This is a genomic window from Euzebyella marina (genome assembly GCF_014855515.1).
Lineage (GTDB): Bacteria > Bacteroidota > Bacteroidia > Flavobacteriales > Flavobacteriaceae > Euzebyella > Euzebyella marina.
Window position 1 is genome coordinate 557,229 of sequence record NZ_JACYFK010000002.1, and the last position, 20,689, is coordinate 577,917.

General features: G+C 38.9%; 20 protein-coding genes. 10 read left to right on the forward strand and 10 right to left on the reverse strand.

Translation table 11 applies throughout. From position 1 onward, the window contains the following. Positions 1–2 precede the first annotated feature (2 nt). Positions 3–395 (reverse strand): bacillithiol system redox-active protein YtxJ, encoded by a 393-nt coding sequence (ytxJ, locus tag IL356_RS11225; protein WP_121848921.1) that lies wholly within the window; start codon positions 393–395, stop codon positions 3–5. 159 nt (positions 396–554) lie between these two features. On the opposite strand from ytxJ, the gene clpB reads away from it, so the two are divergent. After that, the gene (gene clpB, locus IL356_RS11230; protein WP_121848920.1) at positions 555–3,152 is read left to right on the forward strand and encodes an ATP-dependent chaperone ClpB; all 2,598 of its coding nucleotides are present in this window, start codon (positions 555–557) and stop codon (positions 3,150–3,152) included. Between the two features lie 117 nt (positions 3,153–3,269). Next, a complete protein-coding gene (locus IL356_RS11235; RefSeq protein ID WP_121848919.1) occupies positions 3,270–3,866 on the forward strand; it encodes a TetR/AcrR family transcriptional regulator in 597 nt (198 codons plus the stop codon). Positions 3,867–3,932: 66 nt separating this feature from the next. On the opposite strand, the gene IL356_RS11240 is transcribed toward IL356_RS11235, so the two are convergent. Further along, the gene (locus IL356_RS11240; protein WP_121848918.1) at positions 3,933–5,648 is read right to left on the reverse strand and encodes a PorP/SprF family type IX secretion system membrane protein; all 1,716 of its coding nucleotides are present in this window, start codon (positions 5,646–5,648) and stop codon (positions 3,933–3,935) included. Positions 5,649–5,746: 98 nt separating this feature from the next. Here IL356_RS11240 and IL356_RS11245 point away from each other — a divergent pair, with 98 nt between their 5' ends. Together IL356_RS11245 and smpB are read left to right on the forward strand one after the other, a co-directional pair. Next, complete coding sequence (locus IL356_RS11245; protein ID WP_121850695.1) at positions 5,747–6,304, forward strand: SixA phosphatase family protein; 558 nt, start codon at positions 5,747–5,749, stop codon at positions 6,302–6,304. A gap of 86 nt (positions 6,305–6,390) precedes the next feature. Further along, positions 6,391–6,855: an SsrA-binding protein SmpB gene (gene smpB, locus IL356_RS11250; RefSeq protein ID WP_121848917.1), complete on the forward strand. Its 465-nt coding sequence runs from the start codon at positions 6,391–6,393 to the stop codon at positions 6,853–6,855. Positions 6,856–6,864: 9 nt separating this feature from the next. Here the strand turns inward: smpB and IL356_RS11255 are convergent, their stop codons facing one another. Continuing rightward, a complete protein-coding gene (locus tag IL356_RS11255) occupies positions 6,865–7,506 on the reverse strand; it encodes a protein-L-isoaspartate(D-aspartate) O-methyltransferase (protein ID WP_121848916.1) in 642 nt (213 codons plus the stop codon). 153 nt (positions 7,507–7,659) lie between these two features. On the opposite strand from IL356_RS11255, the gene IL356_RS11260 reads away from it, so the two are divergent. The 6 genes from IL356_RS11260 (at position 7,660) to IL356_RS11285 (ending at position 12,989) form a co-directional block, all read left to right on the forward strand. Next, complete coding sequence (locus IL356_RS11260; protein ID WP_121848915.1) at positions 7,660–8,637, forward strand: Gfo/Idh/MocA family protein; 978 nt, start codon at positions 7,660–7,662, stop codon at positions 8,635–8,637. Positions 8,638–8,651: 14 nt separating this feature from the next. Continuing rightward, positions 8,652–9,308, forward strand: a complete 657-nt coding sequence (locus IL356_RS11265; protein ID WP_121848914.1) for a YggS family pyridoxal phosphate-dependent enzyme — start codon at positions 8,652–8,654, stop codon at positions 9,306–9,308. A gap of 65 nt (positions 9,309–9,373) precedes the next feature. Next, positions 9,374–10,741 carry an exonuclease domain-containing protein gene (locus IL356_RS11270; protein ID WP_121848913.1) on the forward strand — a complete coding sequence of 456 codons (1,368 nt, stop codon included), beginning with the start codon at positions 9,374–9,376 and terminating at the stop codon, positions 10,739–10,741. Positions 10,742–10,744: 3 nt separating this feature from the next. Next, entirely contained in the window at positions 10,745–11,593 is an 849-nt protein-coding gene (locus IL356_RS11275; protein ID WP_121848912.1) for an ion transporter, read from the forward strand. Further along, on the forward strand, positions 11,593–12,495 hold the full coding sequence (gene miaA / locus IL356_RS11280; RefSeq protein WP_121848911.1) for a tRNA (adenosine(37)-N6)-dimethylallyltransferase MiaA: 903 nt from the start codon (positions 11,593–11,595) through the stop codon (positions 12,493–12,495). The genes IL356_RS11275 and miaA overlap by 1 nt, the downstream gene beginning before the upstream one ends. Further along, positions 12,492–12,989, forward strand: coding sequence for a gluconokinase (locus tag IL356_RS11285; RefSeq protein WP_121848910.1), 498 nt, complete (start codon positions 12,492–12,494; stop codon positions 12,987–12,989). Before miaA ends, IL356_RS11285 begins: the two co-directional genes overlap by 4 nt. A 58-nt stretch (positions 12,990–13,047) precedes the next feature. Here IL356_RS11285 and IL356_RS11290 read toward each other — a convergent pair whose 3' ends face one another. The 7 genes from IL356_RS11290 to recN form a co-directional block, all read right to left on the reverse strand. Beyond that, the gene (locus tag IL356_RS11290) at positions 13,048–13,761 is read right to left on the reverse strand and encodes a response regulator transcription factor (RefSeq protein WP_121848909.1); all 714 of its coding nucleotides are present in this window, start codon (positions 13,759–13,761) and stop codon (positions 13,048–13,050) included. Between the two features lie 9 nt (positions 13,762–13,770). Continuing rightward, complete coding sequence (locus IL356_RS11295) at positions 13,771–15,354, reverse strand: sensor histidine kinase (protein ID WP_121848908.1); 1,584 nt, start codon at positions 15,352–15,354, stop codon at positions 13,771–13,773. A gap of 83 nt (positions 15,355–15,437) precedes the next feature. Then, positions 15,438–16,025, reverse strand: coding sequence for a dephospho-CoA kinase (coaE, locus tag IL356_RS11300; RefSeq protein WP_121848907.1), 588 nt, complete (start codon positions 16,023–16,025; stop codon positions 15,438–15,440). Between the two features lies 1 nt (position 16,026). Then, positions 16,027–16,986: a YbbR-like domain-containing protein gene (locus IL356_RS11305; protein ID WP_121848906.1), complete on the reverse strand. Its 960-nt coding sequence runs from the start codon at positions 16,984–16,986 to the stop codon at positions 16,027–16,029. Positions 16,987–16,994: 8 nt separating this feature from the next. Beyond that, on the reverse strand, positions 16,995–18,011 hold the full coding sequence (locus IL356_RS11310; RefSeq protein ID WP_121848905.1) for a glycosyltransferase: 1,017 nt from the start codon (positions 18,009–18,011) through the stop codon (positions 16,995–16,997). 85 nt (positions 18,012–18,096) lie between these two features. Continuing rightward, positions 18,097–18,906, reverse strand: coding sequence for an enoyl-ACP reductase FabI (locus IL356_RS11315; protein WP_121848904.1), 810 nt, complete (start codon positions 18,904–18,906; stop codon positions 18,097–18,099). A 111-nt stretch (positions 18,907–19,017) separates the two neighbouring features. Then, on the reverse strand, positions 19,018–20,670 hold the full coding sequence (recN, locus tag IL356_RS11320; RefSeq protein WP_121848903.1) for a DNA repair protein RecN: 1,653 nt from the start codon (positions 20,668–20,670) through the stop codon (positions 19,018–19,020). Between the last annotated feature and the right edge of the window lie 19 nt (positions 20,671–20,689).

A 20,689-nucleotide genomic window follows, 5' to 3' on the forward strand; every position in this document is an offset into this window, starting at 1 on the left:
TTTTATATATAAATCTCAAGCTTTAAATCTGTAATGGCACCGTGCGAATCATGGGCCACTACTGCGCCATCTTTAATAATCAATAACTGCGGTGATTGGTGAACAACATTGAACTGGTGGGCAACCTCGTTAGAAACAGGCCTGTATTGTTGTAAATCAAGAAAATAAAAATCCATTTGGTCATTTTCCAAGGTATAATCCTTAGTAAACATATTCAACACCATCCTGCTGATACCGCAGGTAGTCGAATGTTTGAAGATGATTTGTGGCCTATTAAAAGAGTTGGCCTTAATTTCTTCCAACTGGCTTATTTCTTTCAAATCAACCCAAGGAATTTTTGATGAACTGCTTTCACTCTCTCCTTTTCCTCCGAACAAACTGCCAAATAATCCCATTTTCAAATAATTAGTTTATAACTTAATCCTACCAATGCAAAATCTGCCGAAATGTCCTGTAAACAGTGGCTTTAACAGACATTTTGTCTGTCTCTTTCCGTTGGTAGGGTTATTGACTTAAGCAAATCAAAAGTAACAATAAGCTAAAGATATAATCAGATGAATTTTAATAATTATACAATTAAATCACAGGAGGCCATTCAGCAGGCGCAACAGATTGCGCAGTCACTGGGCCACCAACAAATAGAGAACGAACACCTGTTCAAAGCCATTTGGGAAGTAGATGAAAATGTATTGCCCTTTATATTAAAAAAACTCAACATGAATGTTTCTATAGTGAAGCAGATTCTTGACAAAGAGCTTGAGAGTTTTCCCAAAGTATCAGGTGGTGATATTATGCTTTCCAGAGAAGCAGGCAGAACAGTTACAGAGGCCAGCGTAATTGCTAAAAAAATGGACGACGAATATGTATCCATAGAGCATCTTATTTTGGCCATATTCGGGTCTAAAAGTAAAATTTCTCAGATATTAAAAGACCAAGGTGCCAATGAGAAACATTTAAAAGCTGCAATTCAAGAATTAAGAGGTGGTGGCAAAGTAACTTCTGCTAGCGCTGAAGACACTTATAATTCTTTAGACAAGTATGCGAAAAACTTGAACGAACTGGCCGATAGTGGTAAGTTGGATCCTGTCATTGGTCGTGATGAAGAGATTCGAAGAATTTTACAGATTCTTTCGCGACGCACCAAGAACAACCCCATGTTAGTAGGTGAACCGGGCACGGGTAAAACTGCCATCGCCGAAGGGTTGGCCCATCGAATCATTCAGGGTGATGTACCTGAGAATTTGAAAGATAAGGTTATTTACTCCTTAGATATGGGTGCGCTTATTGCTGGCGCTAAATATAAAGGTGAATTTGAAGAACGTTTAAAATCGGTAATTAAAGAAGTAACCTCTTCAGATGGTAACATTGTGTTGTTTATTGATGAGATACATACATTGGTGGGTGCCGGTGGTGGACAAGGTGCCATGGACGCTGCCAATATATTGAAACCTGCTTTAGCGAGGGGTGAATTGAGGGCCATTGGTGCCACTACCCTAGATGAATACCAAAAGTATTTTGAAAAAGACAAAGCGCTTGAACGAAGGTTTCAAAAAGTGACGGTCAATGAACCCGATACAGAAAGTGCTATATCAATTCTCAGGGGGATTAAAGAAAAGTATGAAGCCCATCATAAGGTTAGAATCAAAGATGATGCGGTCATAGCTGCCGTCGAATTGAGCCAGCGTTATATCACCAATCGTTTTTTACCTGATAAGGCTATTGACCTTATGGATGAAGCAGCATCTAAACTTCGCATGGAAATCAACTCAAAGCCCGAGGAACTTGATGTACTCGACCGTAAGATTATGCAGTTAGAAATTGAGATTGAGGCCATTAAACGTGAGAATGACAAAGCAAAACTAAGTTCTCTAAATATTGATTTGGCCAATCTTAAGGAAGAAAGAAACGAGATTTTTGCCAAATGGGATAGCGAAAAATCAGTGGTCGACAACATTCAAAAGACCAAGCATGATATCGAGGAATTCAAGCTGGAAGCCGAACGGGCCGAAAGAAACGGTGACTACGGTAAGGTAGCCGAATTACGGTACGGAAAGATAAAGCAGGCCCAAGAGCAACTTGAAAAGCTTCAGGCAGAACTTCAAGAACAGCAAGAAAACGAAACGCTCATTAAAGAAGAGGTTACGAATGAGGACATTGCAGAGGTGGTTGCCAAGTGGACAGGGATTCCGGTAACTAAAATGTTACAGAGCGAACGGGAAAAGCTATTGAAGCTCGAAGATGTTCTGCATAAACGCGTTGTTGGTCAAGAAGAGGCCATTCAGGCCGTGTCGGATGCCATTCGAAGAAGTCGGGCAGGTCTGCAAGACTCAAAGCGACCTATCGGTTCCTTTTTATTTCTAGGTACCACAGGGGTCGGTAAGACCGAATTGGCTAAAACGTTGGCATCATATCTATTTGATGATGAAAATGCAATGACTCGCATCGACATGAGCGAATACCAAGAACGCCATTCGGTGAGTAGATTGGTAGGTGCACCTCCAGGATATGTGGGTTATGACGAAGGTGGCCAGCTCACAGAAGCTGTTCGAAGAAGACCTTATTCCGTTGTGCTTTTAGATGAGATTGAAAAGGCCCATCCAGATACCTTCAACATTTTATTGCAAGTGTTGGACGAGGGCAGATTAACGGATAATAAGGGGCGCGTGGCAGATTTTAAAAATTCCATTATCATCATGACCAGTAATATGGGCAGCCACATCATACAAGAGAAGTTCGAGAACAGTAACGATATTTATAGTGCTACCGAAACTGCAAGGGTTGAAGTGTTGGGTCTTTTAAAAAAGACGGTCAGGCCTGAGTTCTTGAACAGAATCGATGATATCATCATGTTCACTCCTTTGAACAAAGAAGATATTTCACAGATTGTTCGTTTACAGTTAGAGCAGTTGAAAAAAGTGGTCGCAAAGCAACATATAACTATCGATGCTACTGAAGAGGCCATCGAATATTTGGCAGACCGAGGTTTTGACCCTCAATTCGGGGCAAGACCTATCAAACGGGTCATTCAGAAAGAGGTACTCAATAAGCTATCTAAAGAGCTGCTAAGAGGTAGTATTAGTGCTGAAAGTATCGTGTTAATCGATTCATTTGAAGATGAGTTGGTATTTAGAAATCAAGAGGAGTTGGTGTAAGATTTACCAAACCTTAAAGTAAGATTAGGGCATCTTTAAAAAAGGTGCCCTATTTTTGATAATCTTAAATACCATACAGTATATAATTTTTTTATCTTCGTAAGAAACTGCACTACCATGACCACCAAAGCCGAAAGAACTACCGCTTACATCATTGAAACCGTTGCTCCTATATTTAATAAACTAGGTTACATCGGCACAAGCATGAGTGATTTGACCGAGGCTACAGGTCTTACCAAAGGTGCTATTTACGGTAATTTTGAGAATAAAGAAGCTTTAGCTTTATCTGCATTTGAGTTTAGCTCCAAGAAATTACTGGCTAAACTTGATGAGGTTCTTTCTACGGAAGGCAGTTCGTTGGATAAAATATTCGCGCTTACCGAATTTTATAGACATTATGATACCTTCACTAATGATTTAGGTGGATGCCCTATTTTAAACACTGGGGTTGACGCCCAAAACAACAATAGACTATTAGCTGCTGCCAGTAAGGAAGCTATCAAGGAAATTGAAGGAAGAATTGCCCTAGTATTGGAAAATGGTACCAAAAGCAATGAATTAAAACTTCCGGTAACACCGTTGCAATTTGCCAAGCAATTTTATACTATGATTCAAGGGGCTATTGCCATGTCTACCATAACCAGGGACCGCAAATATCTGGTCAATACGATTGCGTATCTTGAAGTATTGGTCAAAAAGGAAATTAAAAAATAAACTCTTTTTTCCCTTTCCCTCCTGAAGAGACTTTTTCTTTAAAACTAAGTTTCTTTCACAATTCTGCTAGTTGCCTACAACTCTAAATATCCACGTATTGCCTTCGTATCGACCGCTGTAGTTACTATCCCTTGCCGCACGCGCTTCTTGCATCGTATTGAACCGCTCTAAATACGCATAGTTAAAGTTGTTCTTGCTTCTAACGAACGACCCTGGATTCATACCCTTGCTCTTTAAGTCTGCCATGAAGGCATCAAAGTACTTTTTGGTTCCGAATACATTGGCAATCAGATAATATCCTGGTTCTAACCCATCTTCGGTTTTAACCTCTTCGTATTTTTCTCCCGCTTGAGGTTTTGATTCCTCCTCCTGTCTGGCCAACGCTTCTTTTCTCTTGGCTTCTTCAATAGCGGCAATCGAATCTTTTCTACGTTCCTCGGCCAACCTTCTTGCCTCTGCAATTGCTGCTTCTTGTTTGGCATTATTTATCGAGTCAAGTTTTCTGGCCTGCTCTGCTTGTTGATTGGCCAAAGCATCGGCCTCCTCTTGAGCTTTTTCGGCATTCAGCTCGGCCAATTGTTCCTGTTCGGCCTTGGCAATTGCCTTCTCCTCCTTTTCAATCTCCCTAGCGGCCAATTTGGCTTCTTTTTCAACAGTTGCTAAAGAATCTCGTACTTCTTTTTCTCTCTTTCGCAACTCTCTTTCTTCCTCTTTTTGCTGTTTCTTGGCTTCCTTTCTTTCCTCTTTCTCTTTTTTGGCCAGCTCCTGAGCATTTTCCAACTCTTTCTTAATTTGCTCGTCCCTGTTTTCAGAGTCCAGTTCGGCAGGTATTTCTTCCTCCAAATTAATATCCTGGCCGACCATTTTGTGACGATCTTCGGGTTTCCCCAAAAAGTAAGCGGCCATCAGTTCAAAAGAGGCGTCTTTGGTAATGGTCGACCCAGTCCCTAATTCCACCAAAGCACCAACAGAAAGGTGCTTAAAGAAAGTTACGCCTGCCCCAATACCGTATCCGTAAAAATTATTATATCCTAACTGCCCCCAGTATTTATCAGTATTCAAAAGGGAATATAATCCGATTTGGTTCGATTGCCCAGGAATGGTTCGGAGATACATCGAAGGGCGTAAAAAAGCATTTGTGGCACTACCTAGTGTCAAAGGAAAATCATACGACAATAGACCCATAAAGATTTTATCTTCTTTAGAAGTATTGCCTTCTTTGGCGGTAAAATTGTAATCAATTAGATTTTCAGAGGCCAAGGCCAAAGTCAATCTTTCTACAGACAGGCTTAGACCGGGCGCCATTTGAACAATAAAGTCATCGGTCGCTGTGGGCATGGGAATGGGCAGGTTAGGGTCTGTTACAAACCTATTATCGGCCAATTCTTGCTGAAAGACAAAAACATTGGCCCCAACGGAGAGTTTTACCAATTCATTCAATTCAAACTGGTGGGCATAGTTCAAGGCACCGCCTGTATTAAAGTAAACCCCGGTATTCTGCTGAATAAATGCAAGACCTGCCGCAGATTCATTATTCAACTTTCTTGTATAGTTTAGAAAAATGGTCGTTGGGTCGGCATCAATACCTTGCCATTGCCATCTTGACCAAACGGCTATAGATTGTGGGTTGTTTCGATCTAACGAAAAGGCCGGGTTGAAGAGGCTGGCGTTGTATATAGTTAGGTTATGCTGTCTTAAATCAGCGGGTAAACGCTCTTCCCTTTGTGCGTTGGCAAAAAAGAAGGCAAAGAATACAAGTGGTAGGTATAAAGTTCTCAGCATACACAAAAAAACAAAAACAACCAGCTAAACATACTTTTTTCAACTAATTTTAGTTAACATTTATGCTTGAGTTTTCAACCAAAAAACTATTGAAATACATGAAAATCAAACAAATATCAAAAATTGTAGTAATTTTCTTATTTATCGTGGGATGTAAAGATAGTCAAAAAAAAGAGCAACCTACACCTACTGAAACTGCGATTTCTACCTATTATTTTATCCGTCATGCCGAGAAAGATTTATCAAATCCGGATGATGTTGATCCAGAATTGAACCAATCGGGTCTTGGGCGTGCTATGCACTGGGCAGAGATTTTGAATGAGGTACCACTTGATGCCATCTATACCACAGATTTTCAACGAACCTCGATGACCGCTGCCCCAACGGCCGTAAAAAAAGATATTACCGTTCAATATTACGACCCGCAAACCATTGATATTGATCAATTCAAAGCAGACAATCTGAACAAAAATGTGCTGGTCGTAGGCCATAGCAATACCATACCAGACTTTGTCAACAAAATAATCAATGAAAGTAGGTATTATGAAATGGACTCCTCAGACAATGGTAGTCTTTTTATTGTTCAATTAACGAACGATATCGCTACCGCCCAAAGACTTCACTTCAACTGTAATTGCCCAAAAGAAAGGGAGTAAACCTGTCACATCTCGCAAATCAACCGAGAAAATAGGTATTCTTATTTGAATTATTAAAATTGGCTCAACTTCATTAGCTTTGCGCCATGGTTCAGAAGAACATCAATATTAAGAATAAAAGGGCAAAATTCGAATACGAATTTATAGATACCTATGTCGCGGGCATCGTACTTGCCGGCACGGAGATTAAATCGATTCGCGAAGGAAAAGCTTCAATTGCCCAAAGTTTCTGTGAGTTCAATGATAAGGGAGAATTGTTCGTCATCAATATGCAGGTCGATGAGTATTCTCATGCCTATCATTTCAACCACAGGCCTAAAGCCGAGAGAAAGCTTCTACTGAACCGTGGTGAGTTAAGAAAGCTAAGAAAAGAAGTAACGACTACTGGTCTTACCATCGTTCCGCTTAATCTCTTTATAAATGATCGAGGACTAGCCAAAGTAAAGATTGCCCTAGCTAAGGGTAAAAAGCTTTATGATAAAAGGGAAACCATCAAAGACCGGGACAATAAACGTAACCTTGATAGAATCAAGAAAAGCTTCAACAATTAATTTGCCTGGCTAGTTTTTGTTTTCAAGTAGGGGAACAAATCGAAAAGACCCGTACTGATGCATTTCAAATTCCTTTTCCGACTTTCTGATGTATAAGGTCATTATTTGGTCATCAATACCCACGGGTATCACCAACCTACCTCCTATCTTGAGTTGAGACATTAGAGCTTTAGGAACTTCTGGAGCACCTGCCGTAACGATAATAGAATCAAAAGGAGCATCTTCTGGCAGCCCTTTGTAACCATCACCAAAAATTGTCTTCTTGGGCCTGTAGCCCATTTTACCAAATAACAGTTTGGTCTTTTTAAAAAGCTCTTGTTGTCTTTCGATGGTATAAACCTTCGCCTTTAAGTGCAATAAAACTGCCGTTTGATAACCACTTCCGGTACCTATTTCCAGAATCTTGTGTCCTGCCCGAACTCCTAATAATTGCGTTTGAAAAGCTACTGTATAAGGCTGAGAAATAGTTTGATCGGCTGCAATAGGAAAAGCTTTGTCTTGATAGGCGTGGCCTTCAAAGCTACTATCCATAAACAAATGCCTAGGTATGGTCTTGATCGCTGAAAGTACTTGAGGACTGGTAATGCCCTTGTCGACCAATACTTCGGCCAACTTATTTCGCATTCCACGATGTTTTAAGGTATCTTTCAAAGGTTTGGTTTTTGCTTGGTAAAGTTAGCTTCAATATTTTCAAATCACAAGAAACAGTTATTAACGATAATGGTAACTTTTTCTTGATTACTCAAAACAAGCTGTTCTTTTAGAAGCCTTAATAATGCGTATTTTTGATCAAAACATTATTTCATGCTAAAAGTTGGGGTCTTAGGTGCAGGCCATTTAGGTAAAATACATTTGCGATTGCTTAACCAATCAGAAAAATATCAGTTGATCGGTTTTTATGATGCCGATAGCATCAACGGTAAAAAAGTAGCAGACGAATTCGGTTATCAATATTTTGAAAACATCAATACGCTAATTGATTCAGTTGATGTAGTAGATATCGTAACTCCTACCCTGTCGCATTTTGACTGTGCAAAAAAAGCCATTGAAAAGGGCAGGCATGTTTTTATAGAAAAACCTATTACCAATACACTTAAAGAGGCCCTAAAAATTCAAGAACTGGCCAAACAGTACCAGGTGAAGGGCCAAGTGGGCCATGTGGAGCGTTTTAATCCCGCTTTTTCAGCGGTTAAAGAGCAAATTAAAAACCCCATGTTCATCGAAACGCATCGCCTCGCCGAATTCAATCCTAGAGGTACGGATGTTCCCGTGGTTCTTGACCTCATGATCCATGATATCGATGCCATATTAAGCGTGGTCGATTCAGAGGTCAAGCAAATCAATGCCAGTGGTGTTTCCGTTATAAGCAGATCTCCAGATATTGCCAACGCCCGAATCGAATTCAAAAACGGATGTGTAGCTAATTTAACAGCAAGTCGTATCTCATTGAAGAATATGAGAAAATCAAGATTCTTTCAGAAAGACGCCTATATCTCGGTAGATTTTCTTGAAAAAAAGGTGGAAGTTGTGAAAATGAAAGATGCACCTGAGGTAGCAGGTGATTTTGATATGATATTACAGAACGCTGAAGGCGAAAAGAAACAGATTTATTTTGAAAATCCTGATATTGAACAGAACAATGCCATTCTAGACGAGCTTGAGACATTTGCCGATGCCATTTCAGAAAATCAGGAACCTGTCGTTACCTTGCAGCACGGCACACAAGCTTTAAAGGTGGCCCTTGAAATCATCAACTCTTTTGAGAATCAAAGCGTTCAATAAAAATCAGTTACTGAATGTCGGTTAGCAACAATCTTAGTGAAATACGAAACTCGTTACCTGAAAATGTAACGTTGGTCGCCGTATCGAAAACCAAGCCTAATGAACTACTTATGGAGGCCTATGAAGCGGGACAAAGGGTTTTCGGAGAAAACAAGGTGCAAGAGATGGTAGCCAAATGGCAAGACTTACCAAAAGATATCGAATGGCACATGATAGGTCACCTACAAAGAAACAAAGTGAAATACATGGCCGAGTTCGTGTCTTTGATTCATGGGGTGGATAGCCTTAAACTACTTAAAGAAATAGATAAAAGAGCGAAGGCGTGCGGCCGAATTATCGACTGCCTTTTGCAAATGCATATTGCGGAGGAGGATACTAAATTTGGGCTCGATAAAGATGAGCTGCAACTTTTGGTCAACTCAGACGAATTTAAATCGATGAAAAACATTCGAATTAAAGGCTTGATGGGAATGGCCACTTTTACCGATAATGAAGACCAGGTAAGAAGGGAATTCGCTTCATTAAGAGCCATATATGAAGATTTGAAGGGAAAACTGCCCAATATTGATACGCTTTCTATGGGAATGAGTGGAGACTATGCCATCGCTATAGATCAAGGAAGTAATATGGTCAGAATCGGCAGCAGTATTTTCGGTGAGCGTAATTATTGATCCCATAATCGCTTTTTCATTCCGTCATACCAATTAATGTATCTTTACAAGACTAAAAGTTATCAATGTACGCAATTCTGGATATAGAGACCACTGGCGGAAAATTCAATGAGGAAGGAATCACCGAAATAGCTATTCACAAATTTGACGGACATGAGGTGGTTGACAAGTTCATTAGTTTGGTGAATCCGGAAAAAGAAATTCAACCCTTTGTGGTCAATCTTACGGGCATTAATAACAAAATGTTACGTACCGCCCCAAAATTTCATGAGGTAGCCAAGCGTATTGTTGAAATTACCGATTCTACCGTTTTGGTTGCCCACAATGCGCAGTTCGATTACCGTATTCTAAGAACCGAGTTTAGGCGATTGGGCTACAACTTTGAAAGAAAAACATTGTGTACGGTAGACCTTTCAAAAAAATTGATTCCTGAAGCGCAATCGCATAGTTTGGGCAAACTGGTGCGTTCTCTAGGTATACCGGTCAGTGATAGACACAGGGCCAATGGTGATGCCGTAGCGACGTTAAAATTATTTAAAGTATTACTTTCAAAAGATTCCGATAAATCAATAATTAAGAGTGTAATACGAAATAAAGAGCATGGTGAACTTTCTGATAGACAACTCGATATAGTTGAGTCTTTACCTTCTGAAACCGGTGTTTATTACATGCATGATAAAGACGGTGACATCTTATATTTAGGTGATAGTACCAACATAAAGAAAAGGGTCAATCAGCATTTCACCAATTCTGGAAAAAGGTCTAGGCAACTTCAAAAAGCGACTAAAAAAGTTTCTTTTGAAAGAACGGGAAGTGAGTTAGCTGCCCAGTTAAAGACCAACGAAGAACTTATACGAAACAGACCCCGTTACAACCAAAAATTGACCAAGCGTAATTTCAGTCATGGGATTTTTGCGTCCTTAAACGAAAGGGGATATATGACCCTATCTGCTCAAAAAATAGCAAACCGAGGCAATGCAATTGCCACATTCAACAGTTTGGCAGGTGCCAAAAATTTCATTTTCAAGTTGACCAAAGATTCCACTCTCTGCCCTAAACTGAACGGTATTTCAGAAGCAAAAAAAAATTGCTCCAATTATGATTCGGGCGAATGCAAAGGCGCTTGCATAGAAAAGGAAAATGTACAGGAATACAACCAACGGGTTGAGGTGGCAATTCAACAATATTCCTTAAATGGAAAAAATGAAATCATTGTTGACAAAGGACGTGAAATAGGCGAATATTGTGCCATTTTGATTAAGAATGGTCTGTTCAAAGGTTTTGGATATTATGACTTAAACCATCAAATTAATAATATTCATATCTTAGAATCAATTATCGTTCCTATGAACGGAGATCAAAACACGACCCATATAATCGAATCTTACCTAAGAAAAAGACGGGTACTTAAAGTTTTAGAGCTAAGCAACTAAGTCTTGAGAGAACACAAACCTGACAAGGGCTGGAAGCATAGAGTCCATGAAATTATATATGAAGCCGATACCCCCATGGGTAAATGGTTCGATATACTTCTTTTCTTTCTGATTATCATAAGCGTGCTCTTGGTGATGCTCGAAAGTGTTAGATGGATCGATGCCAAGTACCATAGAACATTATTTGTTTTAGAATGGATCGTTACCGTTCTATTTACCATAGAATACATCGCCCGAATCGCTTGCATTAAAAAACCTCAAAGCTATATATTCAGCTTTTATGGTATAATTGACTTTGTGTCGACCATCCCCCTCTATCTTTCTTATATTTTTGCCGGATCACAAGTACTCTTGGCCATTCGGGCATTTAGATTGCTGAGGGTTTTCAGAATATTGAAACTGGTTCGCTTCTTAGGCGAAGCCTCACAATTAAAAAGGGCCTTGGTAGCAAGCCGCGCCAAGATTACCGTTTTTCTATTTGCCGTTCTAATTTTATCCGTCATCTTGGGCACACTTATGTATTTGGTGGAAGGAGATGAAGCCGGCTTTACCAGCATACCAACAAGCATTTACTGGACCATTGTTACGCTGACCACCGTCGGGTATGGAGATATCGCGCCTATAACTCCTCAGGGGCAATTGATTGCGACCATCATTATGTTAGTAGGTTATGGCGTAATTGCCGTACCAACGGGAATTGTAACTGTAGAACTTGGCAAGCAAGGAAAGGGAGACAAAGCAGCAGGAGGAAACCATTTTGTTCATGTAAATACCCAGGCATGCACCGTTTGCGCTAAAGAAGGCCATAGAGATGATGCAACCCATTGCTATAACTGTGGAAGCAAATTGTAATGAAAAAAACGCTTGTATCGGTTATAGGGCCTACAGCCATAGGCAAAACGAAATTGGCCATTGAACTCGCCAATCACTTTGATACCGAAATCATTTCTGCCGACTCGAGACAATTTTTTAAAGAAATGAGTATTGGCACGGCTGTACCATCTAAAAAAGAACTCGCTCAAGCCCGCCATCATTTTATTCAGCATATTAGCATATTTGAAAACTATTCTGTGGGCGATTTTGAGCGTACCGCCATTAATCTAATTACCTCTCTGTTCAATGAGAAAGATGTTTTAATATTGGTTGGAGGCAGTGGTCTGTATATAGATGCCGTGACCAAGGGATTGGATAAATTCCCTAAAATCGACTCGGAAATTCGTAAAATCCTAAACGACAGGTTGGATAAAAACGGTATTGAAGACCTTCAACTCGATTTAAAGGAAAGAGATCCTGACTATTATTCAAAAGTTGATTTATCGAATCCCCATCGGGTTATTCGAGCCTTAGAAGTCTGTATTGGTACGGGACGCCCCTACTCTTCATTTTTAAGTTTAAATGAAATAACAAGAAACTTCAACACTGTTACTGTCGGCCTTACTGCAGAGCGCCAAACCATCTATGACCGAATCAACCACAGAGTTGATTTGATGGTTAAAGAAGGTCTGGTAGAAGAGGCGCAGGCATTATTAAAACATGAAGATTTAAATGCTTTACAAACTGTAGGCTATAAAGAGCTTTTCAAATATTTCAAAAAAGAGTGGGATTTCGATTTTGCTATCTCAGAAATCAAAAAAAACACCCGAAGATTCGCTAAACGACAAATTACCTGGTTCAAAAAAAACGAAGAAGCCCTTTGGTACGATTACCAAATGAGCAGCAAAGAAATCATTAAAGACATAGAAAAAAAATTATGAGCAAAACCCCTGTCATCTTTGTTATGGGTGTATCTGGATCCGGCAAGAGCACTATTGGAAAATTATTGGCCGAAAAGCTTTCGCTTAATTTTTTTGATGGAGATGATTATCATCCAAAAGAGAATGTTGAAAAGATGGCCAAAGGGCAACCCCTAAATGATGAAGACAGAATTGGTTGGCTCGAACAACTTAACCTATTGGCGAAAGAAAATACCAAAACAGGAGCCATAATCGCCTGTTCTGCCTTGAAGCATCAATACAGGAAACTGCTAAGAAAGGGTCTGGAAAATGAACTGGAATTTGTATTTCTCAAAGGTTCGTTTGACCTTGTCTCCGAAAGACTCAGTAAACGAAAAGGACATTTTATGCCCCCTGAACTGCTCAAATCACAGTTTGAGGCGCTTGAGATACCAACAGCGGCTTTGACCGTGTCAATTGACCAAACACCGGAAGAAATTGTTGAGTCAATCATGCAACAACTTCATTTAAACTAAAAAAGCCTTGTTGACTTTTTCAACAAGGCTCCAATATGATACTTCAAGTTTCTAAAGACTAATTTTCCTCGTCTTTGATGACTAATCTGAAACCTTCGCCGTGAATATTTAAAATCTCTACGGTATCGTCTCTTTTTAAATACTTTCTAAGTTTGGCAATATAAACATCCATACTACGAGAGGTAAAATAGTTATCATCTCTCCATATTTTAGTTAGGGCGAGCTCCCGTGGCATAAGATCGTTTTCGTGCAAGGCCAATAATCGAAGTAACTCGTTTTCTTTCGGAGATAGCTTTATAGATTCTTCATCTTTATACTTCAAAAAGCGAAGTTTCGAATTCAAATGAAAATTACCAATTTGAAATTCAAATTTCTTACTATCAGCTAATGTGTTAGACGCTTTTCTTTGAAGTATTGCTTTAAGTTTCATTAACAGCACTTCAGAGTCAAAAGGTTTGTTCAAATAATCATCTGCACCCGCCTTATATCCCTTAAGCACATCTTCTTTCATTGTCTTGGCCGTTAGAAAAACGATAGGCACGTTCTCGTTCTTTTCTCGAATTTCTTTAGCCAAAGTAAATCCGTCTTTATAAGGCATCATCACATCTAGAATGCAAACATCATAGTTGTCTTTCTTGAACTTCTCAAAACCCTCCATTCCGTTCTTGGCCAGCGTAACGTCAAATTCGTTCATAGACAAATAATCTTTCAGCACTATTCCGAAATTCGGATCATCTTCGACCAGTAATATTTTCTTATTGACTGTTTCCATAGTTTTAAGTTAAATTAAAGGCAATTTAATATAGAAAGTACTTCCTTTTCCTTTTTCACTTTCTGCGTAGACCTCGCCCTGATGGTCTTCCACTATATTTTTAACATATGCGAGCCCAAGGCCGTGTCCCTTTACATTATGTAAATCTCCGGTATGCTCGCGATAGAATTTTTCAAAAACCTTTTTCAATACCGCTTTGCTCATTCCCGAGCCATGATCCTGAATCTTTAGGATTATAAAATTTTTGGCGACCTCGGTAACTATATTAACCTGTGGTGCCTTTGGGGAATACTTTATGGCATTATCAAGAATATTGACAACAACGTTGGTAAAATGCATTTCATTGGCAAGAACCTCACTACGAGCTGCATCTAGGTGAGCTTCTATAAAACCTCCCCTATCGGCAACTATCAGCTCAACATGCGCTATGGCATCTTGTATGATATCGTGAAGGTCTACCCTATCTTTACTTATATCTAATTGGTTTTTCTCGAGCTTGCTAATTCTTAGTACGTTTTCAACTTGAGCGTGCATACGCTTGTTCTCGTCTCGAATCATACTCAGATACCGCTGTATTTTCTCTTGATCTACAATTACTTTAGGGTTACGAATCGCTTCGACGGCTAAATTGATGGTAGCAATCGGAGTTTTAAATTCATGGGTCATATTATTGATAAAATCAGATTTTATCTCTGATATCTGCTTTTGCCTTATCAACTGATAAATAGCCCCTGAATAGGAAGCAACTATAACCAAAATGAACAAGAGTGACAAAAATGCCATTCCCATAATCGAACCAATCAAGAATCGTTTCTTCTTAGGAAAATTGATCAACAAAGAGAAATTAGTCTCGCCCTCGCTATCTTTAAAAATGGGAGCTTCATAAATGGTACTTTGTGCAAACTTGAATCTTTTAGACTTCACCTTGGTAGGCAAACCTCTACTGTAAATACCATATTCATATTCAATATCCCAGCCACGATTCTTCAGCTCTCTATCTAAAAGAAGCTCTATCTCCTGTTTAGACACTCGTTGATGAATCGGTACTTTTTTCGCGTATTCCATGAAAACATCATCGAACGCTGCCTTTTCTAGAGAAGTCAATCCACCGATTTTTTCTATTTTCTCAATAGGTGTCAGGGAAATATTCTTACCATCAAGGTCGAAATTCTCTTTGAAAACCATACTGGTTCTCTTGCTCGTATAATTTTTTATAGTGGTAGTATCACCACTATCGCTGCTGTCAAAGAACGTTGATGCAATGTTATAGTCCTCTTCTAAAATTCCATGAGAATATGTACGTATCTCATTAGAATTCAAATCTTTATCTATAAATAAAAAATTACGTATAGGAGTAGTTTTAGGCTCGACCCCCATACTATCTATTTGACTAAGGTACCGTTCTGAGTAGTCTCGTCGCTCTCTTCTTTCTATTTTTTCGGTAACCTCGTTTAAGATATCGATAACGGCATTCGAAAACTGCTCTTCTTTATCGTCTACGGACTGTTTTATCCAGAAACTCTGAACGAAAATAATTCCGATCAATGAGAGGCTCATCAAAATCACCAGAAGAACAAACAACCTCTTATTCATTTCAATATAAAATTAAAAATTTAACAATTAGTAAATTGTACGTTTAACCTAACCTTAACAAAAATGTTAAAACCCAATAGACACTAGGCTTTCGAGAGAAGTTGATAATGAATTTTAAGTACTTGTCGGCGCGTTTCGCCTAAATCTAGGTTTTCAATTACAAAATGAGAAAGTTCTATATTTTCAGAATCTGAAGATTGGTTTTCAATACGTTCTTTCACACTTTCTTTAGAAGCACTTTCATCCCTTAACAAAACCCTTTTTATTCTTTCTTCTTCCGGTGCAACCACAAGCACGATGTAATCATAGAATTCTTGAATGCCACTTTCAAAAATTAGGGCACTTTCTTGAATGACATACGCGGTTTCCTTTCGTTTTCGCCAGTCTTTGAAATGTTCACGAACTGCAGGATGCACAATACCGTTCATCTTTTCAAGCAAAACCCCATCATTAAAAATTTTATTGGCGATATAGTTCTTATTGAGAATGCCATCAATATATGCATCATGGCCCAAAAGTTCTACAATCCTCGATTTAACGGTTTCCGAACCAACCATTAAATTCTTGGCCTCGATATCTGAATAATATACTGGTACCCCCAACTCTTCGAACATTTTGGCTACAGTAGTCTTGCCGCTGCCTATACCTCCCGTTAAACCTACGGTAATCATGCTATTCTTCTCTCTTGATTATAAATTCCACTTCATTTTCCAGCAGCTTCGCACTATGTACTTCTTCCGGTTTCTTATTCAATTTAAGGGGAATGACATCTTTATTTGAAGATTTAATACTGTTGTAATCGACAATTACCTGAAAATCCGATTCCTCAATATCTTTTAAGCGTTTCATTTTAGCCTTGCAAAGTACAGAAGCCATTTCTGGAAACGTTCTTACTTGCGCACCTTCCGGAAAATTCACTTTTTTTATGGGTAGTTTGAATATTTTCTCTGAAAACCTGGCAATCTCCCCTTTTATGTTAACCTGATAGGTTGAGTATGTCGTGTTTTCCAATTCGGGCGATTGCAGCAAATCAACTTTTTTAGAAAAGCCAGCTGCCAAGTCTGGAAGTACTATTTTATCACTTTTCACAAAATCGATACTATCGATTTCTTCAGCCGGTCCCGTTATGGAAATAGAATCTGGTATTACGGTCATTTTACCATCTAATAAATAATTTTTGACCAAATCTAGCTCTACATTCGGCTTGACAGGCACTTTCTTGGTCTTAACCGCCAGCATTTGAAAAAACAACGTATCGTTGTCAATCTCTAACAAAGCCATGGTATTGGGCAACTGATTTTCTATTTGTCGACGGTACGTATCAGGTGTCGCGTAAAACGATTCGCCATTGGTAGGCAATTCGCTTAAATCGACATACACCCTTTTGTTTATAAAATTAAATCGAAGGAACTGAAAGCCTCCAGCCCTCAACTTTACATCGACCTCTGTTTTTGACGCCTTTTCGAACAAATAACCTTCAGGCATGTTGACGAACTCTAAATCAAAATGTGCACCGCTTACATAGGTTCTCGATAATTTATTGATGAACCAAATAAGGGCAGAGCACAAAAAAAACACAAAAAACACTTTAACCTTACGCTTTTTAAGGCCTTTCTTTATTTTCTGTATCACTTGATTTTTCAGGGTTTAAAAAAAAGTTCTGGAAACAATTGTTCCGGTTTGCTTTTGCTAAAGTTAATTAAGATAGTGGACTTTAAAAAACCTATACCATAGCCATAGAATTGGATTGAAATCGCCACCAAAACCAGTATTGCAATGGCCAGATTTTTAGTACGCAATAAGGCGTCTAAAAAAACCACTACTAAGTAACACCCATAGAAATAAATGGGTAAAACTATGCCTATTATACCTAATAGTAAAGAAATACCAAAACCGAGGATAAAAAAAGTCGGAAACCAATAGGTTATTTTAGCGGTGTGTGGATGCCATTTATTTAATATCGGCCGTACTTTACCGAATTTAAAGACCTGCTTGTAAAATTTTGACCAATCAATTCTTCTTTTGTGATAAACGAATGCTTCCGGAATCAAGCAGGTATCGTAGCCCTTTTTCCATATTCTAAAAGTAAGGTCGGGATCTTCACCAGGGTGTATGAGGCCAAAACCTCCTGTAGCTTCAAAGGCCTCTTTTGAAATGCCCATATTAAAGCTACGTGGTTGAAATTTATTTAATGCTCTTTTACTTCCGCGAATACCACCCGTTGTCAAAACAGAGGTCATTGCGTAATTAATTGCCTTTTGCACCAAACTGAACGATCGATGTGCGGCATCAGGCCCGCCGTAACAATGAACAAAACGAGCCCGTAATGCATCATCGACAGCGTTCAAATATGTCTTGGGTAAGATACAATCGGAATCAAGTACTATAAAATAATTGCCTTTTGCCCGGGTCATGCCATAATTTCGCGAATCGCCTGGCCCAGTATTATGTTTTGTCAAATATGATATCGTGATTCTCGGTGAAGCCGCCTTTTGAAATTTTCTAACGACATCTTCAGAGCTTTCAGTAGACCCATCTTCAATTATGACAACTTCAAAAGGAAATTGAAAATTCTGCACCATCATACTTGCCAAAAGCTCTTTTACCTCTTCTGGGCGATTGTATACGGGTACGATAAAAGAATAAGATAAGTTCACTTATAAAATTTCAACGGGTGTAAAAAAAATGTGTCCGGAGGGTTTCTCCAGACACAAAAATATTATTTAAACTGATTTTATTCGATTAAGAAAATTGCTCAATCACTTCTTGGCTCACACCGGTGTTAGAAAAACCACCATCATGAAATAAGTTTTGCATAGTCACTTTCTTCGTCAAATCTGAAAATAGCGTAACGGTATAATCTGCACACTCAAGAGCAGTAGCATTACCCAAAGGTGACATTTTCTCGGCATAGCTTATGAATCCATCAAAACCTTTTACACCTTGACCAGCGGTTGTAGGAGTCGGGGATTGAGAAATAGTGTTCACTCGTACCTTTTTGTCTTTTCCGAAGAAATAGCCAAAACTTCTGGCTACCGACTCTAAATAGGCCTTATTATCCGCCATATCATTATAATCAGGAAAGGTTCTTTGAGCTGCCATATAGGTCAAAGCAACAATGCTGCCCCATTCGTTCATCGCATCTGCTTTATAAAGAGATTGCAATACCTTATGGAAAGAAAGTGCCGAAACATCCCAACCCTTCGTTGTAAAATCATATTTCTCGTCGGTATAGGCCCTACCCTTTCTAACATTAATCGACATACCAATAGCATGAAGTACAAAATCTATTTTGCCTCCTAATATCTCCATTGATTGCTTAACCAAGTTATCTAAATCTTCTTCACTAGTAGCGTCAGCAGGAATAATTTCAGAACCGGTCTTTTTGGCCAACTCTTTAATTTGGCCAAGGCGCATGGCTACTGGTGCGTTGGTGAGAACAAAAGTTCCTCCTTCTTCATGAATGCGCTCAGCAGTTTTCCATGCAATGGAGTTTTCATCCAATGCCCCAAAAATAATTCCCTTTTTCCCTTTTAGTAAGTTGTATGACATGTGTTTTAAGATTTGACTAGGTTATTTTCAAATATATTTAAAATGTTGACAAAGGTAATTAAATACCCCGTTCAAACAGTGAAATAGAAATTTAACGGCTTAAAATCGATTTTAATTCAGAAGTTGCCTTGCATGGGCCATAGCCGAATCGGAAATATTATTACCCCCCAACATAGCCGCTAACTCAATAACTCTTTCTTCTGAAGACAATCTCTTCATCTGGGTTTGGGTACCGTCTCCTTCTTCAGTCTTATATACCTTGTAATGCTGGTTTCCTTTTGAGGCTACCTGTGGAAGGTGGGTAATCGAAAACACTTGCATGCTTTTGCTCATCTCTTTCATGATCTCACCCATTCGATTCGAAATTTCTCCCGAGACCCCAGTGTCTATCTCATCGAACATCATAGTTGGCAAGTTTTCGTACTTGGCCAATATCGCCTTGATGGTCAGCATAATTCGAGATAGTTCACCTCCTGAGGCCACTTTTTTCAACTCACCATAACTACCGCCTTTATTGGCCGAAAAGAGAAAGCTTAAATCATCGGTTCCGGTGTTTTTAAACTCCTCTCCCTTTTTGAGAGATATGTTAAACGATGCGCTGGGCATTCCTAGAGAGCTAAGACTAGATTCGAGTTGTTTTTTTAGCTCAGGAATTACCTTTGTTCTTTTTAAATGTAAATCATTCGATGACCTGGTAAGAGTTTCCTTTTCAGCGGCAAGCTCTTCTTCTTTCTCCTTTATTTCATTTTCCAGATTCTCGGTCTTATCGACCTTCACTGCCAACTCATCCCTAATTTTCATTAACTCGACCACATCGCTTACCCCATGCTTTTTCTGCAAATCGTATAGCTGTTGCAGTTTAGAATTGACCTCTTCCAAAGCTTCTGGGTTAGCCTCTGTGCCTTCCGTCAAATTTTGAAACTCATCGGCAATATCATCAGCTTCAATAAATAAGGATTGGATTCGGCTATTTAAATCGGAATACTTTGACCCATAGGGAGAAAGTTTGTTGGCAATTTGTTTCAGCTCAGTAAGTAAATTGACAACACCTACTTGATCATCACTTAATAATTGATGCCCGCCCGACAAAAGCTCTAAAATATTTTCGATGTTGTTCAATTCTTCAAAAGAAGCTTCTAAATCTTCTTGAACACCCTCCTTTAAAGGAGCTGATTTCAGTTCTTCTAACAAGAAACTGTTATAATCATGTTCTTTAATTGCTTCTCTTTGAAAATCGATTAAAGATTCAAGCTCTTTCTGTATTTTACGATAATGTTTAAGCTGTTTTTGATACTCATTGAGCAAGTCATGATTATCGGCAAGTGCATCGATTACTCTTAACTGAAAATCGGTTTCCGTCAGTTGCAAAGTCTGATGTTGCGAATGAACATCTATCAAATTGTCACCCAATTCAGAGAGAATTGACAAGGTAACCGGCGAATCATTAATAAAGGCACGTGATTTTCCACTTGGCTGAATTTCTCTCCTAACGATGGTCAAATCTTCATAATCAAGGTCATTTTCTTTAAAAAATGGCTTTAAATTATATTTCTTGATTTGAAATTCGGCCTCGATAATGCATTTACTATCCTTATCTTTTAAGGATGACAAATCGGCTCTTTTGCCCAATACAAGAGAGAGTCCGCCCAGTAATATTGATTTACCCGCTCCTGTTTCACCGGTAATACAAGTAAATCCTTCTTCGAAAGCTACATTTAGCTTGTCGATAAGGGCATAATTTTTAATGGAAAGATTTGCTAACACTTATAAATTTTCTTCGCTT

What these genes read in the sequence shown, in the direction of transcription:
- ytxJ (WP_121848921.1), bottom strand. Translation starts at nt 395, where the DNA reads ATGGGATTATTTGGCAGTTTGTTCGGAGGAAAAGGAGAGAGTGAAAGC.
- clpB (WP_121848920.1), top strand. Translation starts at nt 555, where the DNA reads ATGAATTTTAATAATTATACAATTAAATCACAGGAGGCCATTCAGCAG.
- IL356_RS11235 (WP_121848919.1), top strand. Translation starts at nt 3,270, where the DNA reads ATGACCACCAAAGCCGAAAGAACTACCGCTTACATCATTGAAACCGTT.
- IL356_RS11240 (WP_121848918.1), bottom strand. Translation starts at nt 5,648, where the DNA reads ATGCTGAGAACTTTATACCTACCACTTGTATTCTTTGCCTTCTTTTTT.
- IL356_RS11245 (WP_121850695.1), top strand. Translation starts at nt 5,747, where the DNA reads ATGAAAATCAAACAAATATCAAAAATTGTAGTAATTTTCTTATTTATC.
- smpB (WP_121848917.1), top strand. Translation starts at nt 6,391, where the DNA reads ATGGTTCAGAAGAACATCAATATTAAGAATAAAAGGGCAAAATTCGAA.
- IL356_RS11260 (WP_121848915.1), top strand. Translation starts at nt 7,660, where the DNA reads ATGCTAAAAGTTGGGGTCTTAGGTGCAGGCCATTTAGGTAAAATACAT.
- IL356_RS11265 (WP_121848914.1), top strand. Translation starts at nt 8,652, where the DNA reads ATGTCGGTTAGCAACAATCTTAGTGAAATACGAAACTCGTTACCTGAA.
- IL356_RS11270 (WP_121848913.1), top strand. Translation starts at nt 9,374, where the DNA reads ATGTACGCAATTCTGGATATAGAGACCACTGGCGGAAAATTCAATGAG.
- miaA (WP_121848911.1), top strand. Translation starts at nt 11,593, where the DNA reads ATGAAAAAAACGCTTGTATCGGTTATAGGGCCTACAGCCATAGGCAAA.
- IL356_RS11285 (WP_121848910.1), top strand. Translation starts at nt 12,492, where the DNA reads ATGAGCAAAACCCCTGTCATCTTTGTTATGGGTGTATCTGGATCCGGC.
- IL356_RS11290 (WP_121848909.1), bottom strand. Translation starts at nt 13,761, where the DNA reads ATGGAAACAGTCAATAAGAAAATATTACTGGTCGAAGATGATCCGAAT.
- IL356_RS11295 (WP_121848908.1), bottom strand. Translation starts at nt 15,354, where the DNA reads ATGAATAAGAGGTTGTTTGTTCTTCTGGTGATTTTGATGAGCCTCTCA.
- coaE (WP_121848907.1), bottom strand. Translation starts at nt 16,025, where the DNA reads ATGATTACCGTAGGTTTAACGGGAGGTATAGGCAGCGGCAAGACTACT.
- IL356_RS11315 (WP_121848904.1), bottom strand. Translation starts at nt 18,906, where the DNA reads ATGTCATACAACTTACTAAAAGGGAAAAAGGGAATTATTTTTGGGGCA.